We start from the raw sequence: 13,928 nt of genomic DNA on the forward strand, positions 1-13,928 counted from the left end.
CCAGACGGGCTCAGACCGGCTCCGGCTCAGATCAGCGCGTGCAGTCCCCTGCTCCGCGGCCGGCCGAAGGACGCCGTCCCCAGGAACTCAATGGCGACGAACGGCTCGGACCCAACCACCCACTCATCGTGCCCAGGAGGCAGCGCATAGGTGTCGTGCGCATGGATGGTGGACCTCACGCCGTCGGACGTTTGAATCTCCAGACTGCCGGAGACACAGTAGCCGAGGTGGTTGTGCTCGCAGAAGTCCGTCAGTTCCGTGGGTTTGGCGGACTCGGACCACCGCCAGCCCGGAGCGAGGATAAGGCGGGCCACTGAGTAGTCATCGACCGTGACGAGATCGAACTCGGCCTTGTCCGGACACCGCTTCTTGTCCGGGATATCAAGGGATTTAACAGCCAGTGCTCTGATGAAATTTGCGGTCATGGGGAAACAGCCTTGGGTTCATTTGCGGCGGGCGCTTAGGGCTGGGACCAAGCGGTTGTGCGTGGATGCCGGCTAGCGGCTACGTAGTGCGGATCACGTACTGCGGAGACCAGTAATGTGTATCTCTAACCGTATCCATACGGCGCCTCAAGTCAATGGACCGCCCGGACGGTCACGGGTCAAAAGAGGGCCCCGTGCCACGTCCCGGCCGTGGAGCAGCCGGAATACTTCAAATGACGCCGGGGTTGTTGTTTAAGCTGGAAAGCCGATTCACTGGTTTCCTGTCTTTTGCCATCAGAGTCTCCCAAAGGAACGCCATGATCCCCCAACTGACCATCAAACTTCAGCCAGGTACCCAGGCACCCGATTTCACCCTGCAGGATGCCGGGGGCAAGGCAACCTCCCTGGCCAACTACCGCGGCAAAAACGTCATCGTGTATTTCTACCCGGAGGCGGCAACCCCCGGCTGCACCACCGAGGCCTGCGATTTCCGCGACAGCCTCTCCTCCCTGCAGGACTCCGGCTATGAAGTCCTGGGCATCTCCCCCGATGCACCGGAGAAGCTGGGGGATTTCACCGGCGACTTTAACCTGACTTTCCCGCTGCTCTCCGACGAGGACCACGCAGTTGCCCTCGCCTACGGCGCCTGGGGCGAAAAGCTGGTCGACGGCGAGATCGTCGAAGGCCTGGTCCGCTCCACCGTGGTGGTGGACCCCGCGGGCAACGTGGCGCTGGCGCAGTACCAGGTCAAGGCGCAGGGCCACGTCGCTGCCCTGCGGGAGTCCCTGGGGGTCTAGTCTGGCTGGGCACAGGTAGCCCACCAACCGGGAGTCAGGCATGGCGATCGAAGTCCGTCCGGGAACGCTGTTCGAGGACGTCAAAACGCTGGTTGGCCCTAAGCGGCCCGATGCCAACGTCTGCTGGTGCCTGAGCTACCGCATCCCGTCCAAACAGAACCTTGCGCTGCGCGGAACGGCCCGCGGCGACCTGGTGAAGGAGCTCGTGGCGCAGGATCCGCCACCAGGGGTTCTGGCGTACGACGGCGGCGAAGTAGTCGGGTGGGCAGCTGTCCACCCCCGCGCGGACACCAGTTTTGCCCGCAACCGCCGGATCCCGCACGTGGATGACCTGGACGTCTGGTCCGTGTGGTGCATCCGGGTCCGGCCCGGTTACCGCGGCCAAGGGATCTCCCACCACGTGCTCAAAGGTGCCGTGGAGCTGGCCCGCAATTACGGCGCGCCCGCCATTGAGGGGTACCCGGTGGACAACGGCGTCAGCAAGGTGGACCTCACCATGGCCTATGTGGGCACGCGCAAGCTCTTCGAGAAGGCCGGGTTCGTCAAGGCCGCAGATACGGATTCGGTGCTCAATGGATTCCCGCGCGTCCTGATGCGCCTGGACCTCCGCTGAGTCAGGGTTTCTTCCGCCAGTTACTTGGCCAGTCGTTGTCTATGAACCACAACGCCAGCAGCATCGCGTCCATGGTCATAAGCCCGGCTAAGAGGTAGGCCCACCCTGTGTACCAATGCACGGCAATCTCCTGACCTGGTATCCCCCAGCCACTTGATTGCCCTCCAGTGTGGCACGGAACGGGTCAGCAGGGAACGGCTACTTTGTGAGGGCTGCCAGACGGCCGTGAAGTTCGGTTTCGCGGTTGAGGAGGCGGGTCAGCTGTTCCACCTTTTCCGAAAGCTCAATGCCGACCGCCAACCGGTCCCCGGGCCAGCTCGAGGCCTCCCAGGACTCACCCAGGGCTCGGGCCAGCGAGCGGGACAGTGAGCGGAGCTTCCAGGAATGGCTCAGGTAATGAACTGTGCTGCGCGGGCGGCGGCCCTGCTTCAAGAGCCGCCATGAGCGTGCCAGCCTGCCCGGCAGCCTGACGGATTCCGTTGCTTCCATAACCCCTGCACCATCCTCCGGCAGTCCGCATATTCCTTCGTAGCTGGTCCTTCGAGTGTGGCCACGGAGCCTCAAGGACCCATCAAGGCCAGGCAAGTTTTGCGGCAAGACCGGGCCAGGCCATGGCCGCCCGCCCAGGAAGGCCCGGAGCTTCACCGACATCAACCCTCGTTGTCACGTCTATGACATGCTTCATCGGCCCTAATACGGTAGAAGTAGAGTCATGCCTTCCATGCCCGAACCGCGCCGTGCCGTTGTGATTGAGGATGATCCGGACATCCGTGGCCTCCTTGTGCGGATCCTGGTCAAGCAGGGTTTCGAGGTCACCCATGCCGAGGCCGGCCTGCCCGGCGTGGAGGAGGTCCGCCGCGCCAAGCCTGATCTGGTCACGCTGGACGTGAACCTGCCGGACATCGACGGGCTGGAAGTCTGCAAACTCCTGCGTGAATTCTCCGATGCTTTCATCGTGATGCTCACCGCCCGCGCCGACGAACTGGACAAGCTCACGGGCCTGGACAACGGCGCCGATGACTACATCAGCAAACCGTTCAGCCCGCGCGAACTCCAGTCCAGGATCAACGCCCTGTTCCGCCGCCGCCAGCCGTCCGTGGCGGACACAGCCGTGACGAGCGAGCTGGTACGCGCCACCGAGGTCCAGCAGAGCCTGCTGCCCCAGGAGGACGTCCGGGTGGACGGATACGACGTCGCCGGCGTCTTCCGCCCCTCCCGCAGTGTGGGCGGTGACTTCTACGACTGGTACCGCACGCCCGAGGGCCTGCACCTGACGTTCGCCGATGCCATGGGCAAGGGCATGGGCGCCGCCCTTATCGCGGCCACCGTCAGGGCGGTGATGCGGTCCACCGGACAGCGCCAGGACCTGGACGCCGCCTTCGCGTCCGCCAGCACCACCATCGCGGCGGACCTGGATTCCTCCAACTCGTTTGTCACCCTCTTCCATGCCCGGCTGGACGCTGCATCCGGCGTCGTCAGCTATGTCGACGCCGGCCACGGACTGGCGCTGCATATCACCGCCGAAGGCTCGGTCCACCGTCTTCCCAGCGGCGGGCCGCCCGTGGGCGCCTGGGCAGGGTCAGTCTGGCCACAGTCCGCCGTCGGTCTGGCCCCGGGCGACTCCCTGGTGGTGGTCAGCGACGGAGTGCTGGACGTCTTCGACTCGGTGGAGAAGTTCACTGCGGCCGTGCTCGGCGCCGCCCACGGCCAGCGTTCCGCCCAGTCCGCCAGCGACGCCATCATGGCTCTGGCCCCCGCCGAAACCGCTGAGGATGACGTCACCGTCGTGGTGGTCCGCCGCCTGCCTGAGCCAGCCGCGGCATGACGCGCTTCTGGACCCGCCTGGTGGTGGTTCTGACCGTCATCCTGGGCCTTAACTACGTGGCCTGGCGCTGGGCCGCGTCGCTGAACTGGGATGCCTGGTGGATCGCCGTACCGCTGGTGCTGGCCGAGACCTACAGCCTGATCGACGTGATGCTTTTCGGTATGACCGTGTGGCAGCTCAAGATCCGCAAGGGAGCACCCGCGCCGCCCCCCGATGCCACCGTCGATGTCCTCATCACCACCTACAACGAAGACCTGGACATGGTCATGGCCACCGCCCTGGCCGCCCAGAAAATCCGGCACCCGCACAGCACCTGGATTCTCGACGACGGCGCCCGGCCCGAGCTGAAGGCCCTCGCCGAAGAGCACGGGCTGGGCTATGTGACGCGCAGTGAGGACTGGACCGCCAGTGTGCCGCGCCATGCCAAAGCCGGCAACCTGAACAACGCCCTGATGGTCACGCACGGCGAATTCCTGCTGATCCTGGACGCGGACCAGATTCCCGAGCCGGACATCCTGGAAAAGACCCTGGGCTATTTCAACAACCGCCGGGTGGCCCTGGTCCAGACGCCGCAGTACTTCAGCAACGTGCCCGCCCACGATCCACTCGGCAGCCAGGCACCGCTGTTCTACGGCCCCATCCAGCAGGGCAAGGACGGCTGGAACGCGGCGTTCTTCTGCGGCTCCAACGCCATCCTCCGGCGCGAGGCCCTGATGCAGCTTGGCCTGGTGGGCTACGTCAAGGAGACCGAAAAGAGCATCCGCCGCGCCCTCACGGCCTCCCGCTCCGCCATCCGCCAGGCGCGCAAATCCGCGGACATCAATACCCCGCTTGTGGCCGAAGTGCTGGACGCGGTGGAGGCCGCTACGCGCGAAGCCCAGGACCAGCTGGCGGCCGGACAGCCGTTGAGTGAGATCACGTACCGGGTCCGCCGCCGTGTGGACGCGGCCGTTCAGACGCTGGTCCAGGCTGACATGTCCGCCCTGCAGGCCGACCTTGAAGAGATCGCCGCCATGGAACTCGCGCATGTGGGTGACGCGGGCGTCCCGGTGGTGGCAGACGACGCCGTCCAGCGGATGTCGGCTAGGGACTGGTCGCCGCTGGGCGCACTGGAATCCGTGCAGGCTGTCCTCGATGCCCTGAATGTGGAGCGGAGCGACGAAGCCCAGCCGGTCATGCCGCTGGCCACCATCTCCGTCACCGAGGACATGGCCACGGCCATGCGCATGCATGCCATGGGCTGGGAAAGTGTCTACCACCACGAGATCCTGGCCTACGGCCTGGCGCCGGAGGACCTCAAGACCATGCTGACGCAGCGCCTCCGCTGGGCGCAGGGGACCATGCAGGTGCTGCTCCGCGAGAACCCGCTGGTGCAGAAAGGCCTGAAGATCGGCCAGCGGCTCATGTACTTCGCCACCATGTGGACCTACCTGAGCGGCTACGCGGCGGTCATCTACTTCGCCGCCCCCATCATCTACCTGCTGCTGGGCGTCCTGCCGGTGTCCAGCCTCAGCTGGGACTTCTTCCTGCGGTTCATCCCGTTTATGGTCGCCAACCAGCTGCTGTTCGCGGTGGCCGGCCGGGGAATCCCCACCTGGCGCGGGCAGCAGTACAGCCTGGCGCTGTTCCCCACGTGGATCAAGGCGTGTTCGACGGCGGCCCGGAACGTCTGGTTCGGTCGCCCCCTCGGGTTCGCCGTCACCCCCAAAGCCCGCCAGACCGGCGGCCCCAGCTGGAGCCTCATCCGGCCCCAGATCGTGGTGAGCGTGCTGCTGGCGGTGGCCTCCGTCGTCGGGATTATCCGATTGGCCACGGGACTGGCCGAGCCGCTTGGCACCCTGGTGAACGTGGGCTGGGTTATTTTTGACCTGGTGGTCATGAGCATCCTGGTCCGGGCTGTTTTGTACAAGGGCTACGAACCCGCTGTGGACGTTGATGCAGGAGAGAGGAAAGCCGATGGAGTTTAGTTACGAGGTCAAGGATTCGTACGCGGAGGTCAAGGCGGACGGACGGCTGAACATGGTGTCGGCACCCAAGCTGCGCGAATTCGTCACCGATGTGATCGCCGGCGGTTCCTCGCGGATCGTGGTGAACCTGGAGAACACCGCGTTTATGGATTCCTCCGGACTCGGCGCGCTGATCGGCTGCCTCAAGGCCGCCCGCCAGGCCGGCGGGGACCTTCGCATCGCAGCGGTCCAGCCGCAGGTGAAAATGGTGCTTGAGCTGACCAGCATGGACCGGGTGTTGACTGCCTACGCCTCTGCCGACGAGGCGTTCCTCAATGACTGAGGTCCTGGCCCGGCGGACGTTCCGGGGACTGTCCACGGCCGAGGCCATCGACTCCGTGCACAACGAGCTGGACAAGCTCTGGGAGGACGCCCCGTTCGTCCAGGCCATGGACCAGATGACGTTCACCACGGCGGTGATCGAATCCGCGTCCAACATCGTCCAGCACGCGCAGCCGGCCAAGGCGAAGCAGCCGGTGGAGCTGGGAGTGGACATCAGCGTCCAGCCCAGCCTCCTGCAGGCCCGGGTCAGCGCGTTTTTTGCCAAGCCCCCGTTCGGCCCCCTGGAACCGGGAACCCCGGACGACGATTCCGAGTCCGGCCGCGGCCTGTCGCTCATCGAGGCGCTGGTGACCACCGTAATCTTCGAACGGCAGGACGGCACCAACACCTGGATCCTATCCCGGACGTCACAGCCCTGACCCTCCCCCCTGCCCGCCCTGTTGCTCTATCACCTACGGTTCCCATCCGGCAGTTTGGCAGCTGTTTGGCAGCCGTGCGTGATAGGGCAACGGCAATGATGAGTAGGCTAGAGGGCATGGCTTTTGAAGAAACCCCCGCGGAGCGCCGCGAGGTCACCGTCCGCCGGGCACCGAAGTATGTGCCGTTCCTCATCCTCGGCGCCCTGGTGGGCGCAGCGGTGGCTGCCGCCGTCGCGTACGGTCTCCCCGGCGACGAATCCTTCGACCGCGGCTCGGTGTTCGGCTTCTTCCTGATCATGTTCGGCGCCGGCGGCACGGTGTTGGGCGCCGTGGCGGCCCTGCTGCTGGACCGGCGGAGCGTCAAGCGCCAGAAACGCGCCATCGTGGAAGCGGTTCCGGATTCGGAACCCGATGACGGTACCGGCCAGTAGGCTGCCGGCAGGCGGTCACAATGCCGGGCGCGGAAAAGTCTTACCGCATCTCATGAGATAATCGACCAGTGGCACGCGGCGATGGAAAACTTTCTCATGATCTTCTCCCTGGCGAAAAGGGACCTCAGGACGCTTGTGGCGTTTTCGGGGTCTGGGCGCCAGGTGAAGAAGTAGCAAAACTCACCTATTACGGGCTGTATGCATTGCAGCACCGCGGTCAGGAGTCGGCTGGTATAGCTACCAGTGACGGCAAGCGGATCAACGTCTACAAGGACATGGGCCTCGTTTCCCAGGTCTTCGACGAGACCACGCTGAACACCCTGACCGGGCACCTGGCGGTGGGACACTGCCGCTACTCCACCACCGGAGCCAGCCACTGGGCCAACGCCCAGCCCACCCTCGGCGCCACCAGCACCGGCACGGTTGCCCTGGCGCACAACGGCAACCTGACCAACACGGCCGAGCTCAACGCCATGATCCTGGAACGCAACGGCGGCCAGCTCAGCGGCGAAATGAAGCAGGGCAACACCTCGGACACCGCCCTGGTCACGGCACTCCTCGAAGGCGAGGAGGGCAAGACCCTCGAACAGACCGCCATGGAGCTGCTGCCGAAGATCAAGGGCGGCTTCTGCTTTGTGTTTATGGACGAAGGCACCCTCTACGCGGCACGCGATACGTACGGCATCCGCCCGCTGGTCCTGGGCCGGCTGGAGCGCGGCTGGGTAGTTGCCTCCGAGCAGTCCGCCCTGGCCACCGTGGGCGCCAGCTTCATCCGTGAAATCGAGCCGGGCGAATTCATCGCCATCGATGAGGACGGCGTACGGTCCAAGCGCTTCGCGGAGGCGACGCCGGCCGGCTGCGTTTTCGAATACGTTTACCTCGCCCGTCCGGACGCCGCCATCGCGGGCCGTTCCGTGTACGAGTCCCGTGTTGAGATGGGCCGCCAGCTGGCCCGCGAAAACACCCAGGACGCGGACATCGTCATCCCGGTCCCGGAGTCCGGCACCCCCGCAGCCGTGGGCTACGCCGAGGAATCCGGCATTCCCTTCGCCCACGGCTTCGTCAAGAACTCCTACGTGGGCCGCACGTTCATCCAGCCTTCGCAGACCCTGCGCCAGCTGGGCATCCGGCTCAAGCTGAACGCCCTCGAGTCCGTGATCCGCGGCAAGCGTGTGGTGGTGGTGGATGACTCGATCGTCCGCGGCAACACCCAGCGTGCCATCGTCCGGATGCTCCGCGAGGCCGGCGCCGCGTCCGTCCACATCAAGATCTCCTCCCCGCCGGTCAAGTGGCCGTGCTTCTACGGCATCGACTTCGCCTCCCGCGCGGAACTGATCGCCAACGGCGCCACCATCGAGGAAATCTCGCAGGCCATCGGCGCCGACTCCCTCGCGTACATCTCCGAGGACGGCATGATCAACGCGACCATGCAGCCGCGGGAGCGCCTCTGCACCGCCTGCTTCACCGGCCAGTACCCCATCGCGCTCCCGGGCGCGGACAAACTGGGCAAGAACCTGCTGGAGCGCACCGACCTCGGCGGCCTCACGCCGTCGCCCTCTGCCCTCCCCGGCGCAACGGCCGCCCTCGCGATCGGCGACAGCGAGGACCCGGCGGAGAAGTCCGGCGCCACCGGCTGCGATCCGGGACCGGACGCCGAGTTCGAGAACCTGCTCACCGAAGAAGACCACGTGCCCGCGATCCACCACGTAGCCACCTCCCCCGGCGCTGACAAGAAAGAGTCCGTATGACTTCCGCAACCCCCGCCGCCGGCAACAGCCCACTGAGCCCCGCAGGCATCACCTACGCCTCCGCCGGTGTTGACGTTGAAGCCGGCGACCGCGCCGTGGAACTGATGAAGGGTGCCGTGAAGGCCACCCACAATTCCTCCGTCATCGGCGGTGTGGGCGGCTTCGCCGGCCTGTACGACGTCTCACGCCTGCTGACCTTCAAGCGCCCGCTGCTGGCCACGTCCACCGACGGCGTGGGCACCAAGGTTGCCATCGCCCAGGCCATGGACATCCACGACACCATCGGCTTTGACCTGGTGGGCATGGTGGTTGACGACATCGTGGTGGTTGGCGCCGAGCCGCTCTTTATGACCGACTACATCGCCTGCGGCAAGGTTGTCCCGGAGCGCATCGCGGACATCGTCCGTGGCATCGCCGCGGCCTGCTCCGTCGCCGGCACCGCCCTGGTGGGCGGCGAAACCGCCGAGCACCCCGGCCTGCTGGGCGAGCATGAATACGATGTCGCCGGTGCCGCCACCGGTGTTGTCGAGGCTTCCGACCTGCTGGGCCCGGACCGCGTCCGCGCCGGCGACGTTGTGATCGGCATGGCCTCCTCCGGCCTGCACTCCAACGGCTACTCCCTGGTCCGCCGCGTCATCAACCACGCCGGCTGGGCACTGGACCGCCAGGTCTCCGAACTCGGCCGCACGCTGGGCGAGGAACTGCTGGAACCCACCCGCGTCTACGCCGCAGACTGCCTGGACCTGGCGCGCGCCTTCCCGGTCAGCGGCTCCGCCGGAGGTGCAGCCGTGCACGGCTTCAGCCACGTCACCGGCGGCGGTTTGGCCGCCAACCTGGCCCGCGTGCTGCCGCAGGGCCTCGTGGCCACAGTGGACCGCGCCACCTGGGAGCTGCCGGCCATCTTCAAGCTGGTCTCCGAGCTGGGCAACGTCCCGCTGGCCGACCTGGAGCGCACCCTGAACCTCGGCGTGGGCATGGTGGCCATCGTGTCCGCCGAAGCTGCCGACGCCGCCGTGGCCCGCCTCAACGACCGCGGCGTGCCGTCCTGGATCATGGGCACTGTCACCGCGGACTCGGATTCCATCCTCAAGAGCGGTCCGGACTACGTCCAGGGCGCCAAGGGCGTGGATGGCGGCGCTGTCCGTTTGGTCAACGCCTACGCCTAAAGCCAGTCCACGGTCGGCCTCCACTGGTTGGGCCCACGCCGGCAGGGTTCCCTGGCCGAGCTTGCGAGGCGAGGGAGCCGGTGGGGAGGGGGCCGACCGTGTTTAAACCTCCAGCAGGCTGAACTCACCGCCCTGCGGGTCCTTGAGGGTGGCTGTGGCGCCGGGAGTATCGTCGTCATCCGGCTCCGGCGCGATCAGGACTTCCGCCCCGGCTGCAACGGCCTTCCGCACGGCCTCGGCCACGTCGGTGACCCCGAAGTAGATCTGCCACCTGGCAGGCGCCTCGGCCGCGACGATCCCGGCCACCTCCGCGTCATTCACCATCAGCGTGCTGTACGTCCCGCCGTCGTCCTGGGGATACTCGGTCACCTCGTGGCCGAACAGCTGCTGGAAGAAGCCGACGGCGGCCCGCGGCTCGGGCGTCAGCAGCTCCGTCCAGGACAGCGCACCGGGCTCGTTGTACCGGCCGGAGCCCGTGTGCGTCCCGGGCTGCCACACGCCGGTAGTCCCGCCGCCGGGAGGATCCACGAACACCATCACGCCGGTGTCCGCCACTTCCTCGGGGCCGAACTGCACGGCGCCGCCGGCATGGGGTACTTCCTCGGCCAGCACCCCGGCGTCTTCCGCCGCGAAATAGATGTTCCATTGGGCGTGCGTGCCGAGTGATTCCTGGTGCGGGTTCTGCGGCGCCACCACCGCCACGAGGTCCTCGCCCACGAACGCCTGGGCATAGCTGCGGCCATCGGGCGTGGGCAGGTCCTTGAAGGTCCACCCGAACACCGCTGCGTAGAAGGCCTTGGCGGCTTCCACGTCCCGGGTCTGGACATCAGCCCAGCACGGTTCACCGTGGCGGTAGCTGGGGGATGAGGAAGTTCCTGTCATGGGAGGTCCTTTCGCGGGCGGCACAGCGCATCAATGCCTCCAGTCAACACCAAAAAGCCCGCCGCCGGCACCGGGTTCCGGCGCAGGCAACGGGCCTGATAACTGAGGCCAGCACCGCGGGTCCGCTGGGAACCGGGTGCTGAAAAGAAGTGCTGTACTCACGAACAAACGAGGCGTCCGAACGTACTGCAGTGTCGCTGGCCGGGCGCCTTGCGGCGGGACCGGGGTGCGGCAGCTAGCCGATCCGACGGGTGTCTACCTCGTCGTCGTCTTCTTCCAAATCGTCCGCGTACTTATCCACATAAGCCGAATAATCCGGTTCAACCGGGTCATTCGCGAAATGGCTCGTGGCACGACCTTCAGGACCTTTGAGCTCGCGCTGAAGGGCCGAATAGTCAGTGTTCGGGGAATAGTACTTAATATCCCGAGCCTGCTTGGTAGCTTTTGCCTTTTGACGGCCGCGCCCCATGGCGTGACCCCCTTTTGTACTCGGACCGGAGGTGGTCACCTTGGCTATCGGTGAGGCCCCGGAATGTTTGGTCAATTTGTCGTAACACCTAGATTACATGCTTTCCGCGCCCGGTGCTGCCCGGCCCGTGCGCGTGGACGACATGTCGGGTACCCTTACCGCCGCGATGCGCAGCGTTCCCGGCTTTTTTGTTGGATAGAGTCTCTTCATAAGCTGCCGATCCAGTTGCACGGAGCGTGCGGCATACCGAGGCGAAACCCAGGAGGGGTATCCGGATGGACAACCAGGAATTGCGTCCCATCCCGCCCAGACCCGGCGCTCCGCCCACTGCGGGGTTGCCGCAGGTGGCGGTCACGGCGCCTGCGGCGGAGCCCTCCCCCCGGAAGCGCCGGCGGGTCGCGTCTACATTCCTGAAGGCACTCTTTGTGGTGGTTCTGCTCGGCGTGGCCGGAGGCCTGGTGTGGCTCGCCGTCTGGCTGGATTCCGGGGCATCAGAGACGTCCGACGACGGCGGCTCGGGGATCGTGGAGATCTCACCCACTCCTTTGGCCACCCCACTCCCCCTCCCCCGCGAGGGTGTGCAACCGCCGGAGTACCGGCTGGGCGACTGCTTCAAGGATTTTGACCCCGAGGCTTTGCGGTCAACGGTGGTGGCCTGCGATACCGGCCATTCGGCCCAGCTCGTGGCCGTCTTCCGCTACCCCGCCGTCGGCTCCTATCCGGGCCGTGAGGCCCTCGCTGCCAAGGCCCTGGAGGCCTGCCAGGCGGCCAGGCTAGCGCCGGCAGCGAATGAGTACACGCTGAACTTCCAGCGGGCCTACCCCAGCAGCACCAGCTGGGAATCGGGGGATCGGCGCGTGGACTGCTACGTCACGGCCGACGGCGGAAACGTCATCAACGCCAGCGCTCTGCCCTAAAGACCTGGCCTGATCGGATGAAGAAGCTGGCTGTCGTTACTGGCGCTAACCGAGGGCTGGGCCTGTCCCTCGTGAAGGAGTTCTCGGAGGGCGGCTGGAGTGTCATCGCCCTCACGCGTTCACCGGAACTGCCGGACCCCGGGGCCACCACATCCGACGTGGTAACCGTGCGGCACGATGTCCGGTCCAACGATGCCTCCGAGCTTCTGGAAGTCCTGAACGGCCGCCCGGTCGATTTGCTGATCAATAACGCGGCGCAAGGAGCGCCCCACGGTGAGCTGGGATCCATTCCGGCCGCAGGGGTTCTGAACGCGGTCGATGTGAATGCCGCGGGTCCGCTGCGGCTGGTGCAGTTCCTGTTGCCGAACCTCCTGGCGGCGCCGGACCCGATCATCATCAACATGACCTCACGGTTGGGTTCCCTGTCAGCCCAGGCCAGCGGTACATTCGCGGATCTGAAGACCAGCTATGCCTACAAGATCTCCAAGGCTGCGCAGAACATGCTGACCATCGCGTTGGCTCAGGACCTTCAGGGGCGCGTCCGCTGCTGGGCGGTGCACCCGGGCAAACTGGCAACCGACATGGGACAGCCTGACGCGTCCAAGGATCCCGGCACCGCTGCCGCGCAGCTGAGAAAACTCGTCGACTCTGGCGACCCCACCTCGCCGCATTTCTGTTCGCTCGGGGAACAGGACCTTGCGTGGTAGCTAAAGTAGGCGGATGCTCATCATTCGCCGTGCAAACACCCCCGAAACGGCCGGTCTCATCCGTCTGCGGGCCGCGTGGGTTGCGGAACAAACAGGGGGAATGGACCTAGGATCCGGACTTTGAGAGTGACTATCGAGCCTGGCAGGAAAATAACGCGCGCACCATGTTCGTCGCAGAGCTGGACGGCACGCTTATAGGAATGCTGAATCTCATGGTCTTTGAACGGATGCCCAAACCCGGCAGGAAGTCGACATGCTGGGTGTATCTCGGCAACGCGTTCGTCGCTGCCGAATATCGCAACCGCGGAGTGGGAGGCCGGCTCGTGGAGGCGGCGCTTCAATTCTCACAGAGCATCAGGGCAGCACGAATGGTCCTCTCCCCTTCAGCCGAATCACAGACCTTCTATGCCAGGTATGGGTTTGCTCCTGCCGAGGAACTGCTCGTCAAACGCTTCGAGTACGGGAGCTAGGACGCCTGCTATGAGATGACGGTGAACACCGGCAACCAGTTCGCACAACTCATCGGAGAGACCGCAGGTATCGTCTCCGCACGACTCGCTGTGCCACCAGCAGGAGGGGGTAGAGCACTCGCCATGGTTGCCGAGCGGCCGCCCGGGTCAGTGAGCGGATGGTGAGGTGCACGTCGTCGCCACGACGGTGGACAATGAACGCCTCTTCGCCGTTGACAGGATGCCCTGGCATCGTCCGGTACGAGAAACCGCTTCGGTTGGGCTCCTGCACAACAGCCACCACTTCGACTGGCTCAACAACGGTGAAGCCCAACATGCGCGCCCGAATCACCACACGGTCGCCCGGCGACACCGGCCCAGTGGTGTCAACGTCAAACCCGCTCGCGGTTTTGACCCTCCAACGGAGCACATCAGATGCGGCGCGCTGCCAAACATCGTCACCACCTCCGACTACGGCTGTGACTTCTGAGCGACGGTATTTGCGGTCACTGGGAGGCCACCGCCGTAGGTCCGGGCTGGTCACACGGAGCCGTCAGTTCGAGTAGCGTCAGCCCTTTCGGCCTTCCGGGCCGCAATGATTCCGTCCCGCGTCGCCGCCCGGATGACCCCATAGAGGACATAAAAGAAAATGGCCGCAAAAACGGCAGCCAGGACAATATCCATGTGTTCTTCCCCCAAGAAGTTGCGGTCCCGTTCGGACGGTTGAAAGCCTACGTCAGATAACCGCCATGTTGTTTGCGGTTTTAGGCGTCGCCCTACGGCAGAGTGAGG

Annotated in this window: 17 protein-coding genes and 1 pseudogene; 12 read left to right on the forward strand and 6 right to left on the reverse strand. The window is 65.5% G+C overall.

Going from position 1 to position 13,928, the window contains the following annotated elements:
• Positions 1–26: 26 nt before the first annotated feature.
• A complete protein-coding gene (locus ACZY0Q_RS17510; protein ID WP_463918751.1) occupies positions 27–425 on the reverse strand; it encodes a cupin domain-containing protein in 399 nt (132 codons plus the stop codon).
• Between the two features lie 317 nt (positions 426–742).
• On the opposite strand from ACZY0Q_RS17510, the gene bcp reads away from it, so the two are divergent.
• Complete coding sequence (gene bcp, locus ACZY0Q_RS17515; protein WP_463918752.1) at positions 743–1,222, forward strand: thioredoxin-dependent thiol peroxidase; 480 nt, start codon at positions 743–745, stop codon at positions 1,220–1,222.
• A gap of 40 nt (positions 1,223–1,262) precedes the next feature.
• On the forward strand, positions 1,263–1,835 hold the full coding sequence (locus ACZY0Q_RS17520; protein WP_463918753.1) for a GNAT family N-acetyltransferase: 573 nt from the start codon (positions 1,263–1,265) through the stop codon (positions 1,833–1,835).
• A gap of 198 nt (positions 1,836–2,033) precedes the next feature.
• Here ACZY0Q_RS17520 and ACZY0Q_RS17525 read toward each other — a convergent pair whose 3' ends face one another.
• On the reverse strand, positions 2,034–2,324 hold the full coding sequence (locus ACZY0Q_RS17525) for a hypothetical protein (RefSeq protein WP_463918754.1): 291 nt from the start codon (positions 2,322–2,324) through the stop codon (positions 2,034–2,036).
• A 223-nt stretch (positions 2,325–2,547) separates the two neighbouring features.
• On the opposite strand from ACZY0Q_RS17525, the gene ACZY0Q_RS17530 reads away from it, so the two are divergent.
• From ACZY0Q_RS17530 to purM, 7 genes are all read left to right on the forward strand, one after another.
• The gene (locus ACZY0Q_RS17530) at positions 2,548–3,660 is read left to right on the forward strand and encodes a PP2C family protein-serine/threonine phosphatase (protein ID WP_463918755.1); all 1,113 of its coding nucleotides are present in this window, start codon (positions 2,548–2,550) and stop codon (positions 3,658–3,660) included.
• Positions 3,657–5,627 (forward strand): glycosyltransferase family 2 protein, encoded by a 1,971-nt coding sequence (locus tag ACZY0Q_RS17535; RefSeq protein ID WP_463918756.1) that lies wholly within the window; start codon positions 3,657–3,659, stop codon positions 5,625–5,627. The genes ACZY0Q_RS17530 and ACZY0Q_RS17535 overlap by 4 nt, the downstream gene beginning before the upstream one ends.
• Positions 5,617–5,949, forward strand: a complete 333-nt coding sequence (locus ACZY0Q_RS17540; RefSeq protein WP_463918757.1) for an STAS domain-containing protein — start codon at positions 5,617–5,619, stop codon at positions 5,947–5,949. The genes ACZY0Q_RS17535 and ACZY0Q_RS17540 overlap by 11 nt, the downstream gene beginning before the upstream one ends.
• Entirely contained in the window at positions 5,942–6,367 is a 426-nt protein-coding gene (locus tag ACZY0Q_RS17545) for an ATP-binding protein (protein ID WP_463918758.1), read from the forward strand. The genes ACZY0Q_RS17540 and ACZY0Q_RS17545 overlap by 8 nt, the downstream gene beginning before the upstream one ends.
• A 116-nt stretch (positions 6,368–6,483) precedes the next feature.
• Positions 6,484–6,798 (forward strand): hypothetical protein, encoded by a 315-nt coding sequence (locus tag ACZY0Q_RS17550; protein WP_463918759.1) that lies wholly within the window; start codon positions 6,484–6,486, stop codon positions 6,796–6,798.
• 68 nt (positions 6,799–6,866) lie between these two features.
• Positions 6,867–8,546, forward strand: a complete 1,680-nt coding sequence (gene purF, locus ACZY0Q_RS17555; RefSeq protein ID WP_463918760.1) for an amidophosphoribosyltransferase — start codon at positions 6,867–6,869, stop codon at positions 8,544–8,546.
• The gene (gene purM / locus ACZY0Q_RS17560; protein WP_463918761.1) at positions 8,543–9,712 is read left to right on the forward strand and encodes a phosphoribosylformylglycinamidine cyclo-ligase; all 1,170 of its coding nucleotides are present in this window, start codon (positions 8,543–8,545) and stop codon (positions 9,710–9,712) included. Before purF ends, purM begins: the two co-directional genes overlap by 4 nt.
• Before the next feature lie 102 nt (positions 9,713–9,814).
• On the opposite strand, the gene ACZY0Q_RS17565 is transcribed toward purM, so the two are convergent.
• Together ACZY0Q_RS17565 and ACZY0Q_RS17570 are read right to left on the reverse strand one after the other, a co-directional pair.
• Positions 9,815–10,594, reverse strand: a complete 780-nt coding sequence (locus ACZY0Q_RS17565) for a VOC family protein (protein ID WP_463918762.1) — start codon at positions 10,592–10,594, stop codon at positions 9,815–9,817.
• A 235-nt stretch (positions 10,595–10,829) separates the two neighbouring features.
• Positions 10,830–11,063: a DUF3073 domain-containing protein gene (locus ACZY0Q_RS17570; protein ID WP_463861731.1), complete on the reverse strand. Its 234-nt coding sequence runs from the start codon at positions 11,061–11,063 to the stop codon at positions 10,830–10,832.
• Positions 11,064–11,338: 275 nt separating this feature from the next.
• On the opposite strand from ACZY0Q_RS17570, the gene ACZY0Q_RS17575 reads away from it, so the two are divergent.
• From ACZY0Q_RS17575 to ACZY0Q_RS17585, 3 genes and pseudogenes are all read left to right on the forward strand, one after another.
• Positions 11,339–11,980, forward strand: coding sequence for a septum formation family protein (locus ACZY0Q_RS17575; RefSeq protein WP_463918763.1), 642 nt, complete (start codon positions 11,339–11,341; stop codon positions 11,978–11,980).
• 17 nt (positions 11,981–11,997) lie between these two features.
• Complete coding sequence (locus ACZY0Q_RS17580; protein ID WP_463918764.1) at positions 11,998–12,687, forward strand: SDR family NAD(P)-dependent oxidoreductase; 690 nt, start codon at positions 11,998–12,000, stop codon at positions 12,685–12,687.
• Between the two features lie 137 nt (positions 12,688–12,824).
• A pseudogene (locus tag ACZY0Q_RS17585) lies at positions 12,825–13,157 on the forward strand (GNAT family N-acetyltransferase); the annotation flags it as partial.
• 49 nt (positions 13,158–13,206) lie between these two features.
• On the opposite strand, the gene ACZY0Q_RS17590 reads toward ACZY0Q_RS17585, so the two are convergent.
• Positions 13,207–13,680 carry a DUF1990 family protein gene (locus tag ACZY0Q_RS17590; protein ID WP_463918765.1) on the reverse strand — a complete coding sequence of 158 codons (474 nt, stop codon included), beginning with the start codon at positions 13,678–13,680 and terminating at the stop codon, positions 13,207–13,209.
• A complete protein-coding gene (locus tag ACZY0Q_RS17595; protein ID WP_463918766.1) occupies positions 13,677–13,820 on the reverse strand; it encodes a hypothetical protein in 144 nt (47 codons plus the stop codon). Before ACZY0Q_RS17595 ends, ACZY0Q_RS17590 begins: the two co-directional genes overlap by 4 nt.
• Positions 13,821–13,928: the final 108 nt, after the last annotated feature.

It is taken from the genome of Pseudarthrobacter lactosi (assembly GCF_055412785.1).

Excerpts from the sequence above, each read along its gene's own strand:
- ACZY0Q_RS17510 (WP_463918751.1), bottom strand. The coding sequence starts at position 425 with ATGACCGCAAATTTCATCAGAGCACTGGCTGTTAAATCCCTTGATATC.
- bcp (WP_463918752.1), top strand. The coding sequence starts at position 743 with ATGATCCCCCAACTGACCATCAAACTTCAGCCAGGTACCCAGGCACCC.
- ACZY0Q_RS17520 (WP_463918753.1), top strand. The coding sequence starts at position 1,263 with ATGGCGATCGAAGTCCGTCCGGGAACGCTGTTCGAGGACGTCAAAACG.
- ACZY0Q_RS17525 (WP_463918754.1), bottom strand. The coding sequence starts at position 2,324 with ATGGAAGCAACGGAATCCGTCAGGCTGCCGGGCAGGCTGGCACGCTCA.
- ACZY0Q_RS17530 (WP_463918755.1), top strand. The coding sequence starts at position 2,548 with ATGCCTTCCATGCCCGAACCGCGCCGTGCCGTTGTGATTGAGGATGAT.
- ACZY0Q_RS17535 (WP_463918756.1), top strand. The coding sequence starts at position 3,657 with ATGACGCGCTTCTGGACCCGCCTGGTGGTGGTTCTGACCGTCATCCTG.
- ACZY0Q_RS17540 (WP_463918757.1), top strand. The coding sequence starts at position 5,617 with ATGGAGTTTAGTTACGAGGTCAAGGATTCGTACGCGGAGGTCAAGGCG.
- ACZY0Q_RS17545 (WP_463918758.1), top strand. The coding sequence starts at position 5,942 with ATGACTGAGGTCCTGGCCCGGCGGACGTTCCGGGGACTGTCCACGGCC.
- ACZY0Q_RS17550 (WP_463918759.1), top strand. The coding sequence starts at position 6,484 with ATGGCTTTTGAAGAAACCCCCGCGGAGCGCCGCGAGGTCACCGTCCGC.
- purM (WP_463918761.1), top strand. The coding sequence starts at position 8,543 with ATGACTTCCGCAACCCCCGCCGCCGGCAACAGCCCACTGAGCCCCGCA.
- ACZY0Q_RS17565 (WP_463918762.1), bottom strand. The coding sequence starts at position 10,594 with ATGACAGGAACTTCCTCATCCCCCAGCTACCGCCACGGTGAACCGTGC.
- ACZY0Q_RS17570 (WP_463861731.1), bottom strand. The coding sequence starts at position 11,063 with ATGGGGCGCGGCCGTCAAAAGGCAAAAGCTACCAAGCAGGCTCGGGAT.
- ACZY0Q_RS17575 (WP_463918763.1), top strand. The coding sequence starts at position 11,339 with ATGGACAACCAGGAATTGCGTCCCATCCCGCCCAGACCCGGCGCTCCG.
- ACZY0Q_RS17580 (WP_463918764.1), top strand. The coding sequence starts at position 11,998 with ATGAAGAAGCTGGCTGTCGTTACTGGCGCTAACCGAGGGCTGGGCCTG.
- ACZY0Q_RS17595 (WP_463918766.1), bottom strand. The coding sequence starts at position 13,820 with ATGGATATTGTCCTGGCTGCCGTTTTTGCGGCCATTTTCTTTTATGTC.